The sequence below is a fragment of the Almyronema sp. genome (genome assembly GCF_052168255.1).
Classification (GTDB): Bacteria; Cyanobacteriota; Cyanobacteriia; order Phormidesmidales; family Phormidesmidaceae; genus Sphaerothrix; species Sphaerothrix epifaneia.
Map to the genome: position 1 here is coordinate 43,135 of NZ_JBQLZL010000039.1, position 20,924 is coordinate 64,058.

Consider the following 20,924-nt stretch of genomic DNA (forward strand, 5'->3'; position numbering starts at 1 on the left):
TACGGCACAGACAGGCTTTGATTAAAATTCTCAGCAAGCTCAGAGAACTCATCGTTCGCTGGTGGGGCGATTTTACCCTCCAGACTCGTTTGATGGCGGGGGCAACGCTGGTTGTTTCTCTCGTCATGAGTGGGCTAACTTTTTGGGCCGTCAACACCATTCAGCAAGACGCCCGCTTAAACGATACTCGCTTTGGCCGCGATTTGGGTCTGTTGCTAGCCGCGAATGTCGCCCCGCTGGTACACACTGGCGATCGCACTGAATTAGCTCGCTTTTCCTATAGCTTTTATCAAAGCACTTCCAGCGTTCGCTACATGCTTTATGCTGACTCCGAGGGCGATATCTTCTTTGGCATCCCCTATTCTGAGCCAGCCGTACAAAACTCTCTGGCTATTCGGCGGCGGATGCAGCTTCCCGAAAACTACGTCAGAAGTTCTGATTTGCCAATGGTACGGCAGCACATCACCCCTCTCGGCGAAGTCACCGATGTATTTGTGCCGCTCAACTACGAAGGCGAGTATTTAGGCGTCTTAGCGCTGGGCATCAATCCCAATCCTACCGTGGTCACTTCCTCGCACCTCACCCGCGATGTTACTGTAGCCGTCTTCGTTTCCATTTGGGTGATGGTAATTTTAGGCGCGGTATTTAATGCCCTGACCATTACCCAGCCAATTAAAGAGCTACTGGTTGGGGTCAAAAATATTGCGGCTGGCAATTTCAAACAGCGAATTAACCTACCGCTTGGCGGTGAACTCGGCGAACTGATTCACAGCTTTAACGACATGGCAGAGCGCCTTGAGCGCTACGAAGAACAAAACATCGAAGAACTAACGGCTGAAAAAGCCAAGCTAGAAACTCTGGTTTCAACCATTGCAGACGGTGCCATCTTATTAGATACCGAAATGCGAATTGTGCTGGTCAATCCAGCCGCGCGGCGTCTCTTTGGGTGGGAGAGCAAACAGCTAGAAGCCGAAACCGTTTTAGAGTATTTGCCCAACTCGGTTGCTATTCAGCTAATGCGTCCGCTTTATCAGGCAGCAGCGGGTGAATCTGAAGCTATGGAGTTTCGTTTGGTTTTGCCAGAGCCTGCTAGCCGTACGGTGCGCATTTTGCTCAATACCGTTCTCGATCAAGCGCGAGAAAACGTCAAAGGCATTGCCATTACCGTGCAAGACATTACCCGTGAAGTAGCGCTTAACGAAGCGAAAAGCCAGTTCATTAGCAATGTCTCTCATGAACTCAGGACGCCGCTGTTTAACATCAAGTCGTTTATTGAAACGCTTCATGAATACGGCGAAGACCTGAGCGAAGCAGAGCGGCGCGAATTTTTAGAAACTGCTAATCACGAAACGGATCGTCTAACCCGTTTGGTTAACGATGTTCTTGACCTGTCTCGCCTAGAATCCAACCGCCGCTACCAGCTAAGCGGGGTAGATGCCACCCAGCCGATTGAGCAAACGTTGCGGACTTATCAGCTCAACGCCCGCGACAAGCAAATTGAGCTGATTTCAGAAATTGAACCCCATCTGCCGCTTGTTTTGGGTAACTACGATTTGCTGCTACAAGTGCTGGTTAATCTGGTCGGTAACGCTTTGAAGTTTACGATGGCAGGGGGCTGCGTTCTCATTCGAGCCTATCGATCGCCTCAGCAATCTTCCCACAGCGCCGCTAAAGCAGTGCGCATTGAAATTGCCGACACGGGTATCGGCATTGCCCCCGAAGACCAAGCCGCCATTTTTGATCGCTTCTTTAGGGTAGAAAATCGGGTTCACACCCTAGAAGGGACTGGACTGGGACTTTCAATTGTTAAAAATATTGTTGAGAAACACAGCAGTCGCGTTAATCTGGTGAGCGAAGTTGGTACAGGCACCACTTTTTGGTTCGATCTGAGTTTGTTTACGGCTAGTCCTGACAACGAATCTGCAGAAGCGTTAGCCCTCAACTCCGAAGCCACTCACTCCAGTTCGCCTATATTGCAATCAGCAGGCTAATCAACAACAAACCTGCTAGCACCCACCAAGCGAGGTTGCGTCTGAACCAAACCCAGCTCAGTTGTAAAGGGGCTGGCTGCGGAGCCGTAGAAAAGTCAGCAGCGATCGCTGATTGAGATTGGTAGAGGGTACAGGTTTTAGCCAGCGGTCGTTGCGGAAAGTTACAGGTATTGTCAGCGTGATAAGTACAGTCCGGGCATAAAAAACGGTCTGCTTCAGCCCGGTGTAGCTGAATACCCGGATGACCGTAAGCTTTAAGCGGCAGTTGACAACGCGGACACTGCAAGGTGGCGGCTTGAATAGACTGCTGGCAACGAGGACAGACAGGCATGGTAATCAAAAACGTGCGTATTGCTATCCTAACCAGATTTCTTCGGTGGCGGCGGATAGTTAGAAATTGGCGAACCGCCGCACCTGATATTCCTTAGACTCCAGCATTTCATAAGCAAAGCCCAAGCTCTGATCAAACGTTTGGGTAATTTTGTCTAGCTCGACCGCTGCGATCGCCTTCCACTGTTCTCGGCTGGCCCAGCGAATGACCAAAATTAGCTCCGAAGTATCATCTGGCGAAATCCAAACCTCTTTGCCTAAAAACCCTTCATATTTTTCTAAAGCCAGCGTCCAAACTTCGGCATCAATTTGGACATAGCGTTCACGCTGCTCGGCTGGCACTCGAAATTTCAGCCATTCAATCACCATACTGGCTATCCTCACCGCCCGTCGGGTTTATCCTCTCATAAAATTTGGGGCAATTTTTGGCTCAGTCTTCTATCGCTAAAGGTTAAGGAAAGACGAAAAACCTTTTTGTCAGTAACTTGCAGCTATTGAAGTATCTCAACGCGGGTGGCTACAGTGGGGGGCTTATGGCTGATTGTTTCCGTTTGTGCAGACGTTGCAGTATTTTCACATCAGCTCCACACCGCTGCCATGTCAACAACTTAAGGTAAGAACTGTAAGCCAAAAACTAGATTTTCACCCATTACCCCAGAGGTTGGTAACAACATGCAATCAGATAACGCTTCTCCAACAACTCAATCAGGTTGGCAGCAGTGGCTATCACGCAGTTCATGTCTGCTGTTGGGAGCCGGACTGGCAGCGACAGGGGGTTACTTTGCTTGGAATCCCCAATCTCCTCTCAACCAGCAGGCATACGCTCAGCCCAGCGTCACTGCTCCAGAACCACCAGCCGTAGCCCAAGCCATTCCAGGTCTTTCGGCAACAGGCGACAACTTTATCAGCCGGGTTGTAGACACTGCAGGGCCTGCAGTCGTACGGATTAATGCTTCTCGCACCGTTCAGCAAGCCGTACCCGAAGTTTTTAACGATCCTTTGTTTCGCAGATTTTTTGGGTCTGAAGTGCCCATGCAGCCGTCTGAGCGGGTGCAGCGGGGGGTCGGTTCAGGATTTATTCTCGACAATCAGGGGCACGTCTTGACCAACGCCCACGTAGTTGATGGGGCTGACCAAGTCCAAGTTACCTTAAAGGATGGACGCTCTCTAGAAGGTCAGGTATTGGGGAGTGATCCGGTCACTGATATTGCTGTCATCCGTGTAGAGGACGCGAATCTGCCAACTGTGCAGCTTGGCGACTCTGAGCAAATTCGCCCTGGACAATGGGCGATCGCGATTGGCAATCCTCTGGGACTAGACAACACTGTTACCGCCGGCATTATTAGCGCCACAGGCCGATCTAGCGGCGATGTCGGCATTGCTGATAAGCGAGTCGATTTCATTCAAACCGATACGGCAATCAACCCTGGTAATTCAGGTGGGCCTTTGCTCGACGAACAAGGGCGCGTCATTGGCATCAACACAGCGATTATTCAAGGCGCTCAAGGTATTGGCTTTGCCGTTCCGATCAACACCGCCAAAGAGATTGCCGACCAGCTCATTGCCACTGGCAAGGTAGAGCACGCCTACTTGGGGATTGAAATGGTGACTTTGACCCCAGAAACCAAGGCAGAAATTAACGCCAACCCCAATGCGGGTCTGAGGGTTGAAGAAGAAACAGGCATCTTAATTGTCAATGTCATTCCTAATTCACCAGCCGCTAGCGCTGGCTTAAGAGCCGGAGATGTAATTCGAGCAGTCAATCGTCAGGCCGTCGCTGACTCTGAAGCAGTACAAAGACAGGTTTCAGCCGTACAAGTCGGGGATGACCTGCGTTTAGACATTCGCCGTTCTGGACGCGACCTCACTATCACGGCTCAACCAGGAGCACTCCCCGTTAACCCCACTCGCTAAAAACCGCGATCGCAGTTTGTAACGTCTTTCGCTCGGCGATCGCCGAGCGAAAACTTGCCGTATCCGTGCTTTGCCTTTAGCCTGCTGTCTTTAGCTGTAGAAAAGCTTTCCGTCTGCTCTCAGCCCTTCTGCCTGCCTCGATCGATATCCGCTCAAAGTTTTGAAAGTTGAACCGGAGGTTGAGGCAGGTTGATAGATCCTCACTTCGCTATCCTGGCCTTTCTGTCTATTTCGACCCTTTAATGGCGTGAGAGGTTCGGACTTCCCTGCCTGTAAATTTCTGCGGGCGACTCCATCTTTTGTCAGAATAAAGCGGTAGGCTGAGCCTAAGCATCGGCACAAAGCGCTTCTAAGTTCGCAGCGGGAAAACAAGATGGACACCAACAATCTGCTTAGGCAGCTAATTATGATCGGCGTCGGCACCACTTCCCTGGTTGCCGAAAAACTCAGAGAAGTCACCGATGAATGGGTAAGAAACGGCCAGCTCAACTCTGACCAAGCTCGGCGCTTTGTGGATGATTTGATGGGGCAGCTCAACTCTGAGCAGGGCAAATTTGAAGAGCAGATGCAGCGACAGTTGCGAAACGCTATGCAAGATCTTGGCGTACCGCAACAGTCAGAAATGGACGAGTTAAGAGGACGGCTCGATCGCCTAGAGCGCAAACTGCGCGAGATCGAAAATCAGCTTTGGAAATAGTATGCTCAAGTTAGCTCACTGCTATTTGGGAGAAAACGCGTGCGAGATATCTTAATTAGCTTTGGTGTATTAGTCGTCTGCTGTGTCGTCCTGATTACCGCTCAACTAACTGCCGATCGCAACCCAGCGATCGCTGTCAATCTGCAGGCTGACCCCGCTGCGGTCGAGCAGCCAGCAGAAATCAGACTCGCTCAGTCGGCTGACGACTTAATGCCAGATGCTAACTCCTCTGAGGAAACTTTAATGCCCGAAGAAAACAGAGTCACAACCGACTCAGGCTTGCAATATATTGATCTAGTGGAAGGAACGGGTGCCTCACCCCAAAGCGGCCAGCGAGTGACGGTTCACTATACGGGTACGCTGGAAGATGGTACTAAATTTGACAGTTCGCGCGATCGCAATCGCCCTTTTAGCTTTACCATCGGCGTCGGACAAGTCATCAAAGGTTGGGACGAAGGGGTTATGAGCATGCATGTAGGCGGTCGCCGCCAGCTAATAATTCCGCCTGATTTGGGGTATGGCAGCCGGGGAGCAGGTGGGGTTATCCCCCCCAATGCCACCCTCATTTTTGACGTTGAACTGTTGCGAATTGGCTAAAGCCCTTTGAAGTGCCCCGTTGGGGTAAAAACTTTCAAGAGACGCTCTTAAACAGGGCGTCTCTTCATTTTAGAAATCTAAGAAAAACGCCCGCATTCCGGTTAAATCAGTCAAGACGGTGGATAATTTCAGAGGTTGAAATATTGTGCAGTTCTGTGAAGTATTTTTTTCTGTCAGACGGCTGGAGAGTAGGGCGAGTTTGGGAATTTGGTGGCTTGTGGAATGAACTTGCGTGGCAGCGCAAGCCCCATATTCAGCGCCTTTCTCTTTTTATCGAAGAGCAGCAAGAAAAACTTTGGCTCTACCAAGTCGAAGAGGCTGTACTGATGGTAGAAGTTAGACCCCTTGATCCGAACCATCGACAATCAATTGGTCAGGTGGTGTTAAAGCGCCTGATTTCGGCAGAGCAAGCGATCGCGCGTCTCTGCGAAGCAGAAACGCTTTCTAATCTAAAGAACCTCGAATAAACTAGCCCAGCCAAAAGGCTAAAACCAATAAGCTCAAAAGAGAGCTTCTGGACTGGTCGATTCTGGCAAGTTGGTGACGGCACGCTCTAAAGAAGCCAACGCTCGGTTGTAACCCAATACAGCCGTCACTAAGTTACCTTGAGCCTCGGTCAAGTCAGACTGAGCACTGGTAACTTCTAACTGAGTTCCTACACCTGCGTTAAAGCGAAGCCTAGCCAGTTCAAGCGCTTCGGTCGCTTGGTCAACTGCCAGTTCAGCTGTCCGAATGTTAGAGAGATTAGCTTCTAAGTTGGCATAAGCCTGCTCAACCTGAAACCGAATCAAATTGCGAGTTTCAGAGAAGCGAGTTTCTGCGATTTCAATATCCCGTTCGCGCTGAGCCGCTTGAGCAACGGCCTGTCCACCTTCAAACAAATTGATGCTAACTCTGGCTCCCAAAGAATAGGTATCCTCAAAGCCATCGCTATCATCTAAATTGTTTTGAACATTGTAGTTAGCAAAGAGGCTAACCTGGGGGCCTAAATTAGCCAAGGCAATGCGGCGCTGTTGCTCACTAATTTCGCGCTGGGTTAATTGTTGTTCTAGCTCAGCCCGATTTTGAAAAGCCAAAATAATACTTTCTTCTAAAGACAGCGGCCACGCATTGGCCAGTTCGGGCGGTACTGAATCCACTTCGATCACAGGGGGTAGGTTCAGCCGTCTAGCCAACTGTCGTTGGGCAATTTGTTTTTGACTAAGCGACTGGACTAAGCTTTGACGTGCATTGGCTACTTGGACTTCAGCAGTCAGCACATCAAAGCGAGTGCCGACCCCTACCTCTTCTCGCAGTTGTGTATCCTGTAGGTTTTGCTCTGCTTCGTTTAAAAACGACTGGTTAATCCGAATCTGTTCATCCGCTTCCTGCACATCGTAATACTCATTGGTGGTGTTGAGCCGTAGCTCAGCTCGACGGCGCTCAACTTCTAGCTGGTTAAAGCGCAATTGCTCTTCTGCCGCCCGAATGCTAGCGGCGCGTCGTCCCGACGTATAAAGGTTGTAGTTGAGGTCTAAGCTACCAGCAATCGTTGTCTGCAACTCTTCTTGGGTAGAAAATTGAGTGCCGCCGCCGGTAATGATCCCCCCTGAACCTAAAGATGTGGTTGTGGCCTGCCGAGAGGTGAGATCGCCATTTGCACTCACTGTCGGGTAAAGAGCTGCCTGCGCTTCACGCAGCGCGGCTTGACTACGCTCTAGTTCGAGGATTGCAATCTGCAGGTCTTCGTTGTTGCGATAGGCTAGCTCGATTGCTTGTTCTAAGGTCAGCGGCTGGGTGCCAATAATCTCAACTTCGTCAACCCGAGTGGGATAAAGCAGCGGATTGGGATCGGCATAGAGGGCTTCGGGCGCATCACCGGGTTCAGCAATTGACGGCTGGTTGGGCAATAAATCTCCCTCAATCGGGACAATTTCTGGCTCTAAGTTACCGTCAATCGGGTTAGCCTGAGCAGGCTCCAATTCCGGTAGTGCTTGTGCAACGGGCACCGCTTCGTCTGCAACTCGTTTCGTGGCCTCTTCAGCTAACCCATCTGCTTCAACTGCTGCTAGTGCATTGCTGGTTTCTTCGCTAGATAACGTTTCGATCCCACTAGCGGCAAGAGCGCGATCGCTGTATTCAGGTTCAGCCATTTCAGGTGTTAAGGGTGATGCACTCTGCAGGGGAGCCGCTGGCGTCAGTGCCGAAAATTCAGGCTGAGCCTGAGCCAGCACTGAAGCGGTTGAACGTTGTGATGACGCTGTAGATGCCCGGTGGGGGGATATTAAATTTTTGTCGCTGGCGATCGCTGCCGTTTCCATCAAGCCCGGACTGGCGGGTGCAGTGTTTTCTATCAACCCAATTACGGCTGGTTCAGCTTTGTGGGTTGTATGAGCTACATTACCGACTGCCGCAGTCGCATTGGGAGAGAGGCTGATAACGGTTCCCATGCCTAAACAGACTGAAGCCACTCGATATAGAGAAAGTGTTCGCATACAAACTCACTATAAGATTTAAGGCACTGCGAAGAGGTGATCGCTGGCAGGTCAAAAACCTGGCACAGTGAACAGCAACTCTAGAATACTGGACTGCAAGGCTAAGACTGGGTTAAACCGATGGTTTTCAACGACGTAGGTTGCTCAGTCTGCAGGCAGGCATTGATCAAAGTGGGAATATCATCCACCAGTAAAATTTTGCAGCCCAACTGCCGCTCCAATTCTGCCACACTCATATCATCTAAGAAGTAACTGTCGTCAGGAAGTTTCTGATCGCCTTGTTTCAACATCAGCGTGGGCAGCAAGAGGCCGTCCCCCAAATCCCGACTAGAAAGAGCCGTCAAGATGTCTTTTCCGGTTAGCAAACCTGTAACGGTGATGGTTTGCCCCCAATACTCACTGGCGATCGCAGCTAAGTCAACCGTTAGCCCTTCTACCTGGTTTAACCTTGCCACAATCGGCTCAAAAGCTTTTTCTACCGCATTGCCCACCACCCAGGTTAAACGTCGAGTTGGCCGCCGGGGCGCTGGCAGCAAAACCTCAGCACAATCTTCAAACTGGCGTAAAAACTGCCGAATCGACCCTACGCCATTGCCAATTTGCGGGTAATCTTCGTAGTGAGACTCAGGCGGTAAAGGCTGGCGGGCAATCAAAAACCACTCGTCTGCCAACCAGGCAAACACAGAACCGAAACGCTGACTAAACTCAGCCTGCAGCGCCTGTACCTGGCTAATGACCTCTTGCGCTTTTGCCGGAGAAACGGGCATGAGTTCATCTGCTGCCGGACGAAACCGAGTCAAGCCGACTGGAACGACTGCTACTGAAGCCACAGCAGGCGTTTCCCCCCGATGAAAGCGAGCCAAGTCTCTGAGGGTTCGTTCCAGATGAACGCCATCGTTGATGCCAGGGCAAACAACCACTTGCGCATGAATTTGCAGACGGTTGGCACGAAACCATTTCAGTTGTTCTAAAAGCTGACCTGCGCGCTCATTTTTCAACAGGCGACTACGCACTTCTGGTTCAGTCGCATGAACTGAAACGTACAGGGGCGAGAGACGCATCTGAGCAATGCGTTGCCATTCTGGCGGCGACAAATTTGTCAAAGTGAGGTAGCTACCGTAAAGAAAGCTCAGTCGATAGTCATCATCTTTGAGATACAGCGTCTGCCGCTTGCCAGGTGGCTGCTGATCGATAAAGCAAAAAGGGCAACGGTTATTGCACTGAATCAGGCCATCAAACAGAGCCGACTCAAACTCCAAGCCTAAATCTTCGTCGTAGTCTTTTTCAATGTCGATTCGGTGCAACTGGCCTACCGTATCCAGTACCGTTAGCTCTAAAGCCTCATCGGCACACAGAAACTGGTAGTCAATCAGGTCGCGAGGCTGCTGACCGTTGATTGAGACAAGGCGATCGCCGGGTTCAAAGCCAATCTCCTCAGCGATCGAGTTGGGCAGAACTCGAGTAACCGTCGCTGGTTGAATTGAAGACTTGCTCACAGGGTAGGTGAAATTACGCCAATCCCATCATGAATCATTTCTCAAATATTGGGCATGCGCTGAGTGGCGATCGCCCACAAAATGACTAATCCAAAGCCAATGCGATAAAACACAAACACCCAGGTTGTATGATCTCGCAAAAAGCGAATCAGCCAGTAAATCGCTAAATACGAAGAAATTGCGGAAGCGATCACACCAGCGGCGATCGCCAGCAAACCGATATCACCAGCTTCAACGTCTAGCAAATCTTTAGCCTCAACCAGACCAGAAATCAAAATCGCTGGAATCCCCATCAACAAAGAAAATCGAGCTGCCGTTGGGCGATCAAGTCCCATAAACAGCCCAGCAGTAATGGTGGAGCCAGAGCGAGATACCCCCGGAATCAAAGCGAGCGCTTGGGCAAAGCCCATGCCAATGCCATCCCATAGCCCTACCGCTTCATAGCCCCGTTGCCGCCGCCCAACTAACTCAGCCAATCCCAGTAAAAGGGCTAGGCCAATCGAAGTGATGGCGATTGTCAGCGAACTGCGGCCAAACAGATCGTACTGCTCGGCAAAAAACAGCTTCACCAGCAAACCCAACACCACAATAGGAACAGTCCCCAGCAAAATACCCAAGCCAATACGAAACTCGTTGCTCTGGTAATGCCCCTTGCTAACAGCCTGAACCATGCCCGCCGTCACCTGGCGCACATCATCCCAAAAGTAGCCCAAAATGGCACCAATGCTGCCCAACTGTACCACCGCCGTAAAGCCTACTCCCGGATCGCCCCAGCCCAGAGCTACAGGCACAATCTTGACATGGGCTGTACTGCTGATAGGCAAAAATTCCGTCAGCCCTTGCACTATGCCAACCACAATCGCCTGCCAAACATTGAACGGGGCTAGCACTTCAGACGACGCAGCCTGTGCCACTGGCAAACCATAAAAACTGATTACAGACTCTGAAAACAGCTGAATCATAATAATTGGCAACTGATAGCTATGAAGCCATCGGCAAAGTTTCATCGCCATTATCGCAAACCCCTTTGCCCAAGCCGCATCCTCTCTGCCAATATTTGCTAGATAGATAAGAGTTATTAAACTTCCAGCAAATTCGCCTGATTGTTTCCTCAAGCTACGGTACGGCTGCATTCTGGAAATTAAGCTATGATGACGGACAGATCCTTATCCCCCCCTGGGGGATAAAATTGTGTTATTGTTAAAAATAGTTAACCTTTTCTCAGGAAAACTTTTGGCTTATTACAGCACCTCAACGTCTTACCGTCAGTTGCCAACCGCTTCACCTTTTCTACAGCGGCTGGCTAAAATTCCTCAACGCTGGCAAGTCTTCGCGGCGGCGGTATTTCTGGTTGTAGTGCCTGTCTTTTTTCAAGCACCTTTGGTGCGGTTGTTGCCCTGGCTGAGCCTGCTGCTTTCGGGAGGCTGGTTTTTTGCAGGTCTGAGCTTGATCATGATGAGGTCAAATCAGACCAAGCCTTGGGGAGATTTGCTAGTTGGCTTTACTTGGACTTGGTTAGCTGGCTCAATCTACTGGGGCTGGCTGCGGTGGGAGCCTTTCATCCATTTGCCGATAGAAGCGCTGGGATTACCAATCGTAGTCGCGTGTTTATTGGCGCGGCGCGGCCCCATAGGTAGTTACTTTTATTTAGGTTCTCTCTTTGGGACGGCTATTACAGACCTTTATTTTTACTGGACTGATTTAATTCCCTATTGGCGACAGCTCATGCAACAACCCCCTGCACAAGCGGCTGATATTTTGCATAGTGCTTTATTACAGTTGCAAACCGTAGAAGGCGTTAGCCGCGCTCTTTTATTGTTGGGTGTGCTAGTTGTCTGCGGCTGTCTCCCATTGGCTTTGAGTCGTAGCCTACACTGGTGGGCTTTTGGTGGTGCCATTTTAAGCACTATTTTTGTAGATAGTCTGTTTTTGTTAGTCGCAGCGATCGCTTAACGAATTCAGGTGCCCCTCCGCATTTTTGCCCATCAAGTCTTTGCCTCAAGTCGGCTGAATGCAAAAGGATGATGAAGAAGGTCAAAAAACAACTTTGAAAAGGCTAAGGGTTCGATTAGATTTAAGCTAGCAACCATGCCTAGCAAATTCCACAATTTTCTTTGGCATAATAGGTGCAGGAATCTGGTGCCTGAGAGATTATGATTGGCCTAGCCTTTATTAGGGGATGTGAGAGTGGATTATTGATCCTATAGCCCTCTCCAACAGTCGATGAATAGTTCCAAGCCTGTGGTGACTACACAACCTGGTCCCTATCTGGTATTACAAACCGAGTCAGGTAGTCGTCACCTGTCTTTGATTGGGAGTAATTGCTGGACAATTGGGCGCAGTGATGACAACAACTTTGTTTTGCCCGATCGCTGGATTTCCCGTAATCACGCCATGCTGCAATGCATGGAAACGGGAGAATTTTATCTCATTGATTTGGGCAGCCGGAATGGTTCATTTGTCAACGGTCGTCGCGTTAGCGTTCCGGTGACGCTTCATAATGGTGATGCGCTTACCTTTGGACAGACAGAACTGAAATTTTACTGCCCCGCAATTGAGCCGCAAACTAATTCTGGCATCAATAGTTTAGACTCCCAAGACTTCACGGCCACCGCCACGCTGCACGTTCGCCGCCTCATTTCAGTCATGGTCGTTGATATTCGCGACTTTACGATCATGACCCGTCAACTTGACGAGAAAGTGCTTTCAGAAGTGATTGGCACTTGGTTTCGCTGTGCTGGCGAGATTATTGGAGAGTATGGTAGCTGGGTTGATAAGTATATCGGCGACGCCGTGATGGCGGTTTGGATTCATGGTACGCAAGGGGTTGATTCAGAAGAAATGCTGCAAATCGCCCGAGCCATCAGTGCGCTTCACAAAATGACCAGCCATTTACATGAGCGCTATCCGCTGCCTTTTCCCATTCGTATCGGTGCAGGCTTAAATACGGGCTATGCCATGGTAGGCAATACGGGGACTGGTGCAAGACCAGACTATACCGCTTTAGGGGATACCGTTAACGCGGCTTTTCGCTTTGAATCTTCTACTAAGCAGCTAGGGTTAGATATTGCTTTAGGCGAAACAACTTACGAATATTTGACTGCGATCGGCGCTAATGAGCAAATCTTTAAACGCTACACGGTCAACATGAAAGGCTATGACGATCCAATCCAAACCCATGCTGGTACTTTCTCAGATTTAGACAGATTTTTAAATCTGCACAGCAAGGCTTTTTCGTAAGTTAGCTGTACGTCAGAAAACCAGTATCTGCAGGTGTTAGAACTTTAGCTCTCTTGGAATGGGATCTCATCTGGGACAGCGAAAATGGTAGTCTCTAATAGATGCTGTGTATAGATCTTCGTTTAATGTGACGAGGGAGATTGTTTAGATGAAACGATTATTAGGCGTGCTGGTAGCACTGGGTATTTTGGTAAGTGGCTGGGTTGGGCTAGGTGCGACTCAAGCAGCAATAGCTGCTGACTTTAATGGGACAGCCTTTCGTTCAGCACCGTTGTTAGCGGCAGACTTTCGGAATGCGGTTGATGACAAGCTAAGAACTGAGTACGGCTCCAAAACTGACCTCAACAATGCTAACATCACGGCATTTACCAAATATCCGGGTCTGTATCCCACAATCGCCCGTAAAATTTTGGCAAATGCGCCCTTTGATTCCGTTGAAGATGTTCTAAAAATGCCAGGGCTGAGCGATCGCGAAGTTGAGCGTCTGAAAGCTAATTTAGACAACTTTACCGTAACGCCGCCTGATCCAGCACTGGTAGAAGGTGCCGATCGCTTTAACAACGGCGTTTATAAGTAAAGAAACTTGAGTGAGGCTGTGTCAGTCTCCAGAATCTCAAATTAGATCGCTCTTTATGGAGTAGCTTAAGTCAAAGGCACCCTGCTGACTAGATCTACCCTAAGGAGCGTTTTTCTTTGAGCCACGATTTTTCTGATTTGCTGTGTACAGACACGTTTGATGTGCTGGTAGTCGGTGGTGGCGCAGCCGGCCTCTATGCCGCTCTTTGTTTACCTGCTCACCTTAAAGTGGGGTTAATCACTAAAGATACACTCACGCTTTCAGCCAGCGATTGGGCCCAAGGCGGAATTGCAGCGGCGATCGCTCCAGAAGATTCGCCCACGCTACACGTTCAAGATACGCTGCGGGCCGGAGCCGGATTATGTGATCTGGCAGCCGTTAACCGACTGGTTGAAGACGCCGCTGACTGCATCCAAGCGCTCCTGCAAATGGGAGTTGCTTTTGATATGAAAGATGGCCACCCGGCCTTGACGCTAGAAGCGGCTCATTCTCGCCGTCGAGTCCTGCATGCCGCCGATACAACCGGACGAGCAGTCGTAGCCACCTTAGCCGATCAGGTACTCAAACGCCCCAATATTCAGGTCTTTTCAAAAACCTTTGTGCTGGATTTGTGGGTAGAAGCGGGTTCCTGCCGAGGGGTCAGCCTGCTCTTGGCAGAGCAGGTTTGCTGGCTTGCGGCCAAAGCCGTCATTCTGGCGACAGGCGGTGGTGGACAAGTTTTCGCTCAAACCACCAATCCTTCAGCCAGCACTGGCGACGGTGTAGCAATGGCATGGCGAGCAGGTGCCCTACTGCGCGACCTAGAGTTTGTTCAATTTCATCCAACGGCTTTAACTAAAGCTGAAGCTCCCCGGTTTTTAATTAGCGAGGCTGTACGGGGGGAAGGAGCCTACTTGGTCGATCGTATGGGGCACCGATTTACTTTTGACTATCATCCCAAAGGCGAGTTGGCTCCCCGTGACGTAGTCAGCCGCGCTATTTTTGAACATTTACAGAAAACAGAAGCAGAGCCATCTCAAGGCGTCGTTTGGCTAGATTTGCGCCCCATTGAGGCCGATCGCATTCGCTATCGCTTTCCCAATATTATTCAGGTCTGCCAGCAGTGGGGGATTGATGTTTTTCATCAATCTATCCCGGTTTCGCCAGCCGCCCACTATTGGATGGGGGGCATTTTTACTGATCTTGCCAGCCACACAACTTTGCCAGGACTTTATGCCGTTGGCGAAAACGCCAGTACAGGCGTGCATGGAGCCAATCGGTTAGCCAGTAATTCTCTGCTCGAGTGCTTAGTTTTTGGCGCTCAGCTTCGTTCGCTCACGCTGCTTGAACCTGAAAACCCGCTTCCAGCAACAAGCTACCGACCGTTGCCTGAGAACTGGCACTATCAAAGGGCACAGCTACACCAGTGGCGGCAAGCACTGGCAACGCTGATGTGGCAAAGTGCAGGCATCTCGCGAGAGCAAACAACTCTAAACCTAGCGATCGCTCAGGTTCAGCAATGGCGGCAACAACTACACCAGTTGGAAATTAGCAGCTTCATGGCGCAGCTACAACCGGGGGAAAGGGTCAAACTCTCACTGGCAGCAGAGCAGTTTTTAAGAGAGTGGGGCGAACTTCACAATCTGCTTGATATTGCTGGGCTAATTCTTCGCAGTGCGGTTTTTCGTACCGAAAGTCGGGGCGGGCACTACCGCAGCGATTATCCCCAATCTTTGACCCGCTGGCAGGTGCATACACTCATTCAAGCCGATCGCTGCTGGCCGTCAGAACCCATCTCCACTAACGCGTCTATGGTTTAAGAAATCGCTGTGCTACCAGAGTAGGCCATTTAATGGCTGCAAGCTACTTATAGAAAACCTTTCGCGCTGCCTTTGGCTATAAAGGCCATTCAATAGATTGCAAATCTTTGAGCGGTTTGCCGAATGTTAAAGTGTCTGATTGAAGATAACCAGACAGCAAATAAAAGATAGAGGTAAAAGCGATCGCATGCAGGAGTGTTGAAAAGCGCCAGCTATGAAGTTTTGCCATGAAGCCCGACCGATAGAAAAACCTACTCTAGTTGTGTCATACCAAAGATAGATTTCCCGTGATCAGGCAAGGATAGAGGCGTAATCAAGATCACAAGCCACTCGCTGCTGGTGCTGATCTCACCCCTACCTCATCGCCCATTTAATTCAGCTTAGTTTTTGAAATCACGTGGCCCTTCATAACCAGAAACATCCGCTAGCGTTTCCAAGCGCTGCGTGCCCGAATAAAATTCACCGTTTACTTCCCAGGTGGGAAATCCTTGAATCTGATCACTAGCCTGACAAAGTGCTGTTTGAGCATTGGCTCCCTGGGGATCACACTCTATATAAGGAATTGCTTGGGCAGCTTCCTGACCAAAGAGTTGCTTTTGATCATGGCAGTGCGGACACCACCAAGCGCCATACATCTTTGCTCCCACCGCAGCCAAGTGATCTGCCAGCGCTATTTCTGCCACCCCAGAAGTGGTTGTAATAGCAGGGCCAACTTCACCTGCCGCAGCGGTCTGGGAATTTCCACCGCCATTGACAGGCGCATAAACTCCCAGCGTGCCGACCAAAGCAACAACCGCTACAATCAACCCCGTAAACATAATCTGGCCTGTGTCTTCCCAGCGGTGGCCAAGTAGGGTCAGCCCCAGCATTAACACAGTAAAGATGGCTGATGTCAGGCAGTACAAGCACAAAGCCTTAATTTCAAAAGCCAGCAGATACATCAAGTAGCCGCTAAACACCACCATGCTGACCGATCCCACCAAGAGTAACAGCCGGGTCCAATCATGGACTTTTTGCCGTAGCTCTTTGTGAGTTTCGGGGTTGATTAGCAAAGGCGCGATCGCCAGAACCGCCATTGAGAGATAGGCGAGAAAGCCAAAGAGCGTTAGAGGTAAGCCAAAAATCTCGGCGTAAGGGCTAGACAATACGCGATCGCACCCCTCAGTCGGGCAAGCAGCTTCGCCCCCCATAAATTTAACAACGGTCAAATAAGCGGTTCCAGTCGCTCCAATGGCTGCGATTGTGGCGATTAGCGGTCTTGCCCAGCGATGTATCCAGCGATCTTCTTGACGGCGGCGTCTCATATCAAGTTACCCAATAAATTCTCTAGCGTCTTGTTGCTCAGCATAAGGGTCAGTGGCTTTAGTTTGTTCACACCCAGGCTGGCAGACAAACCTAAAACCAAATTGTTAACCTAGCACTCCGCATCAACTGCTTCTATTTTGCCCTAGACAGTCTAAGCTGCCAAAGCGATCAGCCCAAAAATAGGCTGATCAAATCTGAAAACCCTATCAGCTTTGCTCGGCTCGAACTGCATCAGCGCTTAACGTTCAGACGCAATTGGCAAGGCTGACATCGTACTTGTCTCTTGCTTCATGGCAATGCTACGGTGAGTAGCCTCAACAAATTGGCTGACTCGGATGGGATCGATGGGCTGATCGATCAGGCCATGGCGCTTCAGTGAGCTTGAGACAATAACCCCATCAGCCGCCTGCATCAACTTGGGGATATTTTCCCAGTTGGCACCGCTGCCAATAAACACAGGGGTTTCGCCAGCCGCAGCTTTAGCTAGCTCTAAATCTGCCAAGCTAGGTGGGCTACCTGTTGCCCAACCAGACAAAATAACGCCATCTGCCAAACCCCGTTCAATCGTTTCTTGTACCGCTGTTGTTAGATTGGGTGAACCCAGCGGACGAGCATGCTTGACCAGCACATCGGCCAAAATCTTGACATCGCTGCCCAGTTCTCGCCGATAGCGCATGAGCTGATGGGCCTGTCCTTCAATCAATCCTTGGTCGGTCGCCATTACCCCAGTCAAAACATTGACTCGAATAAAAGCTGCTTTTACACAGGTGGCGATCGCTAAAGCACTGCGAGCATCATTGCGCAGCACATTGATCCCAATTGGCAACGCCACAATTTGCATCAGGCGTTGCACAATCAAACTCATAGCACTGACAACGGCTGGATCGACTTGATCCTTAGTGAAAGGAGCATCAAAAAAGTTTTCGATCACCAGGCCATCAACGCCGCCTGAAGCAAAGGCCGTTGCCTCTTGCTCAGCACGAGCCATAACCGCCTGAAAATTTCCCTGCCAGCGAGCAGAGGTTGGCAGCGGCAAAAGGTGAACGACGCCAATGATGGGGTTTGGGGTATTGAAAATCTGAATTAAGTCCACTGGTGGCTTGTTCTCGGACTTGGCACTTGCTAAACATACGAGTGAGAAAGGCAAACGTACCTTTCTCTCAATCTCAATTTACCTTAACAATGGTTAGTCTCTAAGTGTGAACCAATCGTTTGAATAGAGACAACCCCGCTGTATACCCCACCCTGAGAAAATGTCTGCTCTACAAAATGTTTAGATATGTTATGATGAGGCATCAAGGCTGGATAGTTTCGCCTCCTAAATTCACGAAGTAGTCTTACTTCAAGGCAAACAGGCGTCGGTAGACGTTGCCAAGTTTTATCAGGTGTCGAACTACACTTCTGCAAGGCGCTATCCGCTTCTAAGCCCTAGACTGCTCTAAGATTTTGTTCAGATTTGGGCGGTTTAAGGCAGCGCTGGGATCAGGAATTCGATTACTGTATTGGTTCTGTATATGGGTCATAAGCCGACGATTGCGGTTGCTCACTTGGGCTGTGAAAAAAATCGAGTAGATACCGAACACATGCTGGGCTTGTTGGTCAAGGCTGGCTATGGGGTAGACTCCAACGAAGACTTAGCCGATTACGTCATAGTTAACACTTGCAGCTTTATCGAGTCTGCGCGAGAAGAGTCTGTACGAACGTTGGTAGAACTGGCAGAAGCTGACAAAAAGATCGTTATTACGGGTTGTCTGGCTCAGCACTTCAAAGATGACTTATTAGGAGAATTGCCCGAAGCGATCGCTCTTGTTGGTACGGGCGATTATCATCGAATTGTTGAAGTAATAGAACGCGCAGAAGCCGGAGAACGCGTTAAGCTGGTTTCTGCTGAACCCACCTACATTGCAGATGAAACCGTACCACGCTACCGCACAACCTCAGAGGGCGTTGCTTACGTGCGTGTGGCAGAAGGCTGCAACTACCGCTGTGCTTTTTGCATTATTCCCCATTTGCGCGGGGATCAGCGATCGCGCCCGATCGAGTCTATCGTGGCTGAAGCTGAGCAGCTAGCGGCAGAAGGTGTACGAGAAATCATTTTGATTTCTCAGATCACAACTAACTACGGCGCAGATATTTACGGTGAACCCAAGCTAGCTGAGTTGCTGCGGGCTCTAGGCCAAGTCGATGTGCCCTGGATCAGGATGCACTATGCCTATCCAACCGGCCTAACGCCAGCCGTGATCGCCGCTATTCAAGAAACGCCTAATGTTTTGCCTTATCTAGACTTGCCACTACAGCATTCTCATCCAGATGTGCTGCGGGCAATGAACCGTCCCTGGCAAGGACGCGTTAACGATGGCATTATTGAGCGGATCAAAACAGCCCTGCCCGATGCAGTGATGCGAACCACGTTTATCGTTGGTTTTCCGGGTGAAACTGAAGCACATTTTCAGCATCTACTTCAGTTTGTTCAGCGTCATCAGTTCGATCACGTCGGTGTGTTTACCTTCTCGGCTGAAGTGGGCACACCTGCTTATGCCTTGCCTGATCCCGTGCCGTCAAGGGTGATGGATGAGCGACGCCAGCAGATTATGCTGGCTCAGCAAGAAATCTCGTTCCAACGTAATCAAGCAGAAATTGGCAAGACTGTTGATGTTCTAGTTGAGCAAGAAAATCCCACGACGGGTGAGCTTATCGGCCGATCGGCCCGCTTTGCTCCTGATGTGGACGGTTTGGTGTATGTCAAAGGCGAAGCCGCACTAGGGCAGCTGACGTCTGTGGCAATTCAAGCAGCCGATACTTACGACTTGTTTGGCTCCGTCGTCCCCTAATTCAAACGCTTTCGCTCTTTGTTACCGACTCATAAGGAGATTCAATGACCCTTTCTTTTGCGAGCCTTGGGCTATCTGAAACACAAGTTCGTCAACTTGAGAAAATTGGGTTTACTGCACCCACTCCCATTCAAGCCCAAGCCATCCCGCATTTACTCGCTGGTCGCGACGTCGTCGGCCAAGCCCATACTGGCACGGGTAAAACGGCAGCTTTTTCATTACCCATTTTGGAGCAAATCGATCCCAAAAATTCTGCGGTGCAGGCGCTGATCCTAACGCCTACCCGAGAGCTAGCCGTACAGGTTTGTCAGGCAATTCGTAATTTTAGCGAAGACCGTCGTGTTTATACCTTAGCTATTTATGGTGGCCAATCAATTGAGCGCCAGATTTCGCGCCTAGAGAAAGGTTGCCAAATTGTGGTAGGTACACCGGGTCGAGTTCTAGATCTGCTCCAGCGGGGATCGCTAAAACTCAATCAGCTCAACTGGCTGGTGCTGGATGAAGCTGACGAAATGCTCAACATGGGCTTTATCCAAGATGTAGAAAAAATTCTGAGTCAGGCTCCTTCCGAGCGACAAACAGCGTTTTTCTCTGCCACGATGGAAACAGCCGTGCGCGAGTTGGCAGCTAAGTTTCTGCGATCGCCTGTTACTGTCACCGTTGAGCAACCCAAAGCAGCTCCAACTCGAATTAACCAGGTGGCTTACGTTTTGCCCCGAGGTTGGAGTAAGTCACGAGCACTGCGCCCCATCTTAGAAATGGAAGATCCGGATTCTGCCATTATCTTTGTGCGCACTCGGCGGACAGCGGCTGAATTGACGCGGCAGCTACAGGCAGCAGGGCACAGCGTAGACGAATATCATGGCGATTTAACTCAATCTCAGCGTGAACGGCTGCTACTGCGGTTTCGTCAGCGGCAGGTGCGTTGGGTGGTCGCCACTGACATTGCGGCGCGGGGTCTGCATGTGGATGACCTGACCCACGTAATTAACTACGAATTGCCCGATAGCCCAGAAAACTATGTACACCGCATTGGTCGAACTGGGCGAGCCGGCAAAGAAGGCGTTGCTATTTCTTTGATTCATCCTCTAGAAAAATACAAGCTCCGTCAGATCGAGCGGCACGTACGTCAAAAGCTGGAATTTGGCAAAATTCCGACGCGGGCAGAAATTGCGGCTCGGCATTTGGAAAAGTTACAAACTCAGGTACAAGAAGCTATCACTGGAGAGCGTATGGCCTCCTTCTTGCCAATCGTCTCTCAACTTAATGAAAGCTACGATCTGCGCACGATTGCCGCTGCTGCTTTGCAAATGGCTTACGATCAAACCCGCCCAGCGTGGATGCGGGTAGACGCTCAGCCCGACCATCAAGAAGAATCTACTCCCGCTGCCCCCATCCGCAAAGGATCTAGTCGGCCTACGCGGAAGCAAGCTTCAGCTTCTCCGCACAAAGACTAAGTTACGGCTAGGCAGTCGTTGCCTAGCCCAAAGCAAAAGGAAAGCTTTTCTGTTGGGGTTTGCAGCTATTCGGAGGTTCAACGCTTGTAGCTACAGCGATCGCTTGTAGACAGTTCTTCGCATTACCTCAAACTCACCGCGCCGCTAGCTTCTTGTTTCTCAATCAGAAGCAGCGGTGCGAATACAAAGAGGTGATTAAGCTGTGTATGCTCCACT

At 50.2% G+C, this 20,924-nt stretch carries 18 protein-coding genes; 11 read left to right on the forward strand and 7 right to left on the reverse strand.

Annotated elements, in window-relative coordinates; genetic code table 11:
- Positions 1–17: 17 nt before the first annotated feature.
- Positions 18–1,991 (forward strand): two-component system sensor histidine kinase NblS, encoded by a 1,974-nt coding sequence (nblS, locus tag ACTS3T_RS08840; RefSeq protein ID WP_377964120.1) that lies wholly within the window; start codon positions 18–20, stop codon positions 1,989–1,991.
- Here the strand turns inward: nblS and ACTS3T_RS08845 are convergent.
- Positions 1,969–2,322 carry a zinc ribbon domain-containing protein gene (locus ACTS3T_RS08845; protein WP_377964122.1) on the reverse strand — a complete coding sequence of 118 codons (354 nt, stop codon included), beginning with the start codon at positions 2,320–2,322 and terminating at the stop codon, positions 1,969–1,971. The two genes, nblS and ACTS3T_RS08845, sit on opposite strands and share 23 nt — an antisense overlap.
- Positions 2,323–2,381: 59 nt before the next feature.
- Positions 2,382–2,690 carry a TIGR03792 family protein gene (locus ACTS3T_RS08850; protein ID WP_377964124.1) on the reverse strand — a complete coding sequence of 103 codons (309 nt, stop codon included), beginning with the start codon at positions 2,688–2,690 and terminating at the stop codon, positions 2,382–2,384.
- A 303-nt stretch (positions 2,691–2,993) separates the two neighbouring features.
- On the opposite strand from ACTS3T_RS08850, the gene ACTS3T_RS08855 reads away from it, so the two are divergent.
- The 4 genes from ACTS3T_RS08855 (at position 2,994) to ACTS3T_RS08870 (ending at position 5,996) form a co-directional block, all read left to right on the forward strand.
- Positions 2,994–4,235 (forward strand): HhoA/HhoB/HtrA family serine endopeptidase, encoded by a 1,242-nt coding sequence (locus ACTS3T_RS08855; protein ID WP_377964125.1) that lies wholly within the window; start codon positions 2,994–2,996, stop codon positions 4,233–4,235.
- Between the two features lie 373 nt (positions 4,236–4,608).
- Complete coding sequence (locus tag ACTS3T_RS08860; protein ID WP_377964127.1) at positions 4,609–4,932, forward strand: phasin family protein; 324 nt, start codon at positions 4,609–4,611, stop codon at positions 4,930–4,932.
- Positions 4,933–4,971: 39 nt separating this feature from the next.
- Positions 4,972–5,529 (forward strand): FKBP-type peptidyl-prolyl cis-trans isomerase, encoded by a 558-nt coding sequence (locus tag ACTS3T_RS08865; RefSeq protein WP_377964129.1) that lies wholly within the window; start codon positions 4,972–4,974, stop codon positions 5,527–5,529.
- 155 nt (positions 5,530–5,684) lie between these two features.
- Positions 5,685–5,996: a hypothetical protein gene (locus tag ACTS3T_RS08870; RefSeq protein WP_377964131.1), complete on the forward strand. Its 312-nt coding sequence runs from the start codon at positions 5,685–5,687 to the stop codon at positions 5,994–5,996.
- A 33-nt stretch (positions 5,997–6,029) separates the two neighbouring features.
- Here the strand turns inward: ACTS3T_RS08870 and ACTS3T_RS08875 are convergent, their stop codons facing one another.
- The 3 genes from ACTS3T_RS08875 to ACTS3T_RS08885 all read right to left on the reverse strand — a co-directional run bounded on the left by ACTS3T_RS08875 (position 6,030) and on the right by ACTS3T_RS08885 (position 10,512).
- Positions 6,030–8,003: a TolC family protein gene (locus ACTS3T_RS08875; protein WP_377964133.1), complete on the reverse strand. Its 1,974-nt coding sequence runs from the start codon at positions 8,001–8,003 to the stop codon at positions 6,030–6,032.
- A 101-nt stretch (positions 8,004–8,104) separates the two neighbouring features.
- Entirely contained in the window at positions 8,105–9,499 is a 1,395-nt protein-coding gene (locus ACTS3T_RS08880) for a TIGR03279 family radical SAM protein (protein WP_377964135.1), read from the reverse strand.
- Positions 9,500–9,540: 41 nt separating this feature from the next.
- Positions 9,541–10,512 (reverse strand): undecaprenyl-diphosphate phosphatase, encoded by a 972-nt coding sequence (locus tag ACTS3T_RS08885; protein ID WP_377964137.1) that lies wholly within the window; start codon positions 10,510–10,512, stop codon positions 9,541–9,543.
- A 220-nt stretch (positions 10,513–10,732) separates the two neighbouring features.
- Between ACTS3T_RS08885 and ACTS3T_RS08890 the strand changes: the two genes are divergently transcribed.
- The 4 genes from ACTS3T_RS08890 to nadB all read left to right on the forward strand — a co-directional run bounded on the left by ACTS3T_RS08890 (position 10,733) and on the right by nadB (position 15,115).
- Complete coding sequence (locus ACTS3T_RS08890) at positions 10,733–11,452, forward strand: DUF3120 domain-containing protein (RefSeq protein WP_377964139.1); 720 nt, start codon at positions 10,733–10,735, stop codon at positions 11,450–11,452.
- A 270-nt stretch (positions 11,453–11,722) separates the two neighbouring features.
- A complete protein-coding gene (locus ACTS3T_RS08895) occupies positions 11,723–12,739 on the forward strand; it encodes an FHA domain-containing protein (protein WP_377964141.1) in 1,017 nt (338 codons plus the stop codon).
- Positions 12,740–12,887: 148 nt separating this feature from the next.
- Positions 12,888–13,316: a photosystem II complex extrinsic protein PsbU gene (gene psbU, locus ACTS3T_RS08900; protein WP_377964143.1), complete on the forward strand. Its 429-nt coding sequence runs from the start codon at positions 12,888–12,890 to the stop codon at positions 13,314–13,316.
- A 116-nt stretch (positions 13,317–13,432) separates the two neighbouring features.
- A complete protein-coding gene (gene nadB, locus ACTS3T_RS08905; protein ID WP_377964145.1) occupies positions 13,433–15,115 on the forward strand; it encodes an L-aspartate oxidase in 1,683 nt (560 codons plus the stop codon).
- 380 nt (positions 15,116–15,495) lie between these two features.
- Here nadB and ACTS3T_RS08910 read toward each other — a convergent pair whose 3' ends face one another.
- Together ACTS3T_RS08910 and btpA are read right to left on the reverse strand one after the other, a co-directional pair.
- Positions 15,496–16,419, reverse strand: a complete 924-nt coding sequence (locus ACTS3T_RS08910; RefSeq protein ID WP_462934912.1) for a vitamin K epoxide reductase family protein — start codon at positions 16,417–16,419, stop codon at positions 15,496–15,498.
- Positions 16,420–16,658: 239 nt separating this feature from the next.
- Positions 16,659–17,513: a photosystem I biogenesis protein BtpA gene (gene btpA / locus ACTS3T_RS08915; RefSeq protein ID WP_377964149.1), complete on the reverse strand. Its 855-nt coding sequence runs from the start codon at positions 17,511–17,513 to the stop codon at positions 16,659–16,661.
- 421 nt (positions 17,514–17,934) lie between these two features.
- On the opposite strand from btpA, the gene rimO reads away from it, so the two are divergent.
- Together rimO and ACTS3T_RS08925 are read left to right on the forward strand one after the other, a co-directional pair.
- Entirely contained in the window at positions 17,935–19,251 is a 1,317-nt protein-coding gene (rimO, locus tag ACTS3T_RS08920; RefSeq protein WP_377964151.1) for a 30S ribosomal protein S12 methylthiotransferase RimO, read from the forward strand.
- Between the two features lie 44 nt (positions 19,252–19,295).
- Positions 19,296–20,708, forward strand: coding sequence for a DEAD/DEAH box helicase (locus tag ACTS3T_RS08925; RefSeq protein ID WP_377964153.1), 1,413 nt, complete (start codon positions 19,296–19,298; stop codon positions 20,706–20,708).
- Positions 20,709–20,924: the final 216 nt, after the last annotated feature.

What these genes read in the sequence shown, in the direction of transcription:
- ACTS3T_RS08845 (WP_377964122.1), bottom strand. Translation starts at nt 2,322, where the DNA reads ATGCCTGTCTGTCCTCGTTGCCAGCAGTCTATTCAAGCCGCCACCTTG.
- ACTS3T_RS08850 (WP_377964124.1), bottom strand. Translation starts at nt 2,690, where the DNA reads ATGGTGATTGAATGGCTGAAATTTCGAGTGCCAGCCGAGCAGCGTGAA.
- ACTS3T_RS08855 (WP_377964125.1), top strand. Translation starts at nt 2,994, where the DNA reads ATGCAATCAGATAACGCTTCTCCAACAACTCAATCAGGTTGGCAGCAG.
- ACTS3T_RS08860 (WP_377964127.1), top strand. Translation starts at nt 4,609, where the DNA reads ATGGACACCAACAATCTGCTTAGGCAGCTAATTATGATCGGCGTCGGC.
- ACTS3T_RS08875 (WP_377964133.1), bottom strand. Translation starts at nt 8,003, where the DNA reads ATGCGAACACTTTCTCTATATCGAGTGGCTTCAGTCTGTTTAGGCATG.
- ACTS3T_RS08885 (WP_377964137.1), bottom strand. Translation starts at nt 10,512, where the DNA reads ATGGCGATGAAACTTTGCCGATGGCTTCATAGCTATCAGTTGCCAATT.
- ACTS3T_RS08895 (WP_377964141.1), top strand. Translation starts at nt 11,723, where the DNA reads ATGAATAGTTCCAAGCCTGTGGTGACTACACAACCTGGTCCCTATCTG.
- psbU (WP_377964143.1), top strand. Translation starts at nt 12,888, where the DNA reads ATGAAACGATTATTAGGCGTGCTGGTAGCACTGGGTATTTTGGTAAGT.
- ACTS3T_RS08910 (WP_462934912.1), bottom strand. Translation starts at nt 16,419, where the DNA reads ATGAGACGCCGCCGTCAAGAAGATCGCTGGATACATCGCTGGGCAAGA.
- rimO (WP_377964151.1), top strand. Translation starts at nt 17,935, where the DNA reads ATGGGTCATAAGCCGACGATTGCGGTTGCTCACTTGGGCTGTGAAAAA.
- ACTS3T_RS08925 (WP_377964153.1), top strand. Translation starts at nt 19,296, where the DNA reads ATGACCCTTTCTTTTGCGAGCCTTGGGCTATCTGAAACACAAGTTCGT.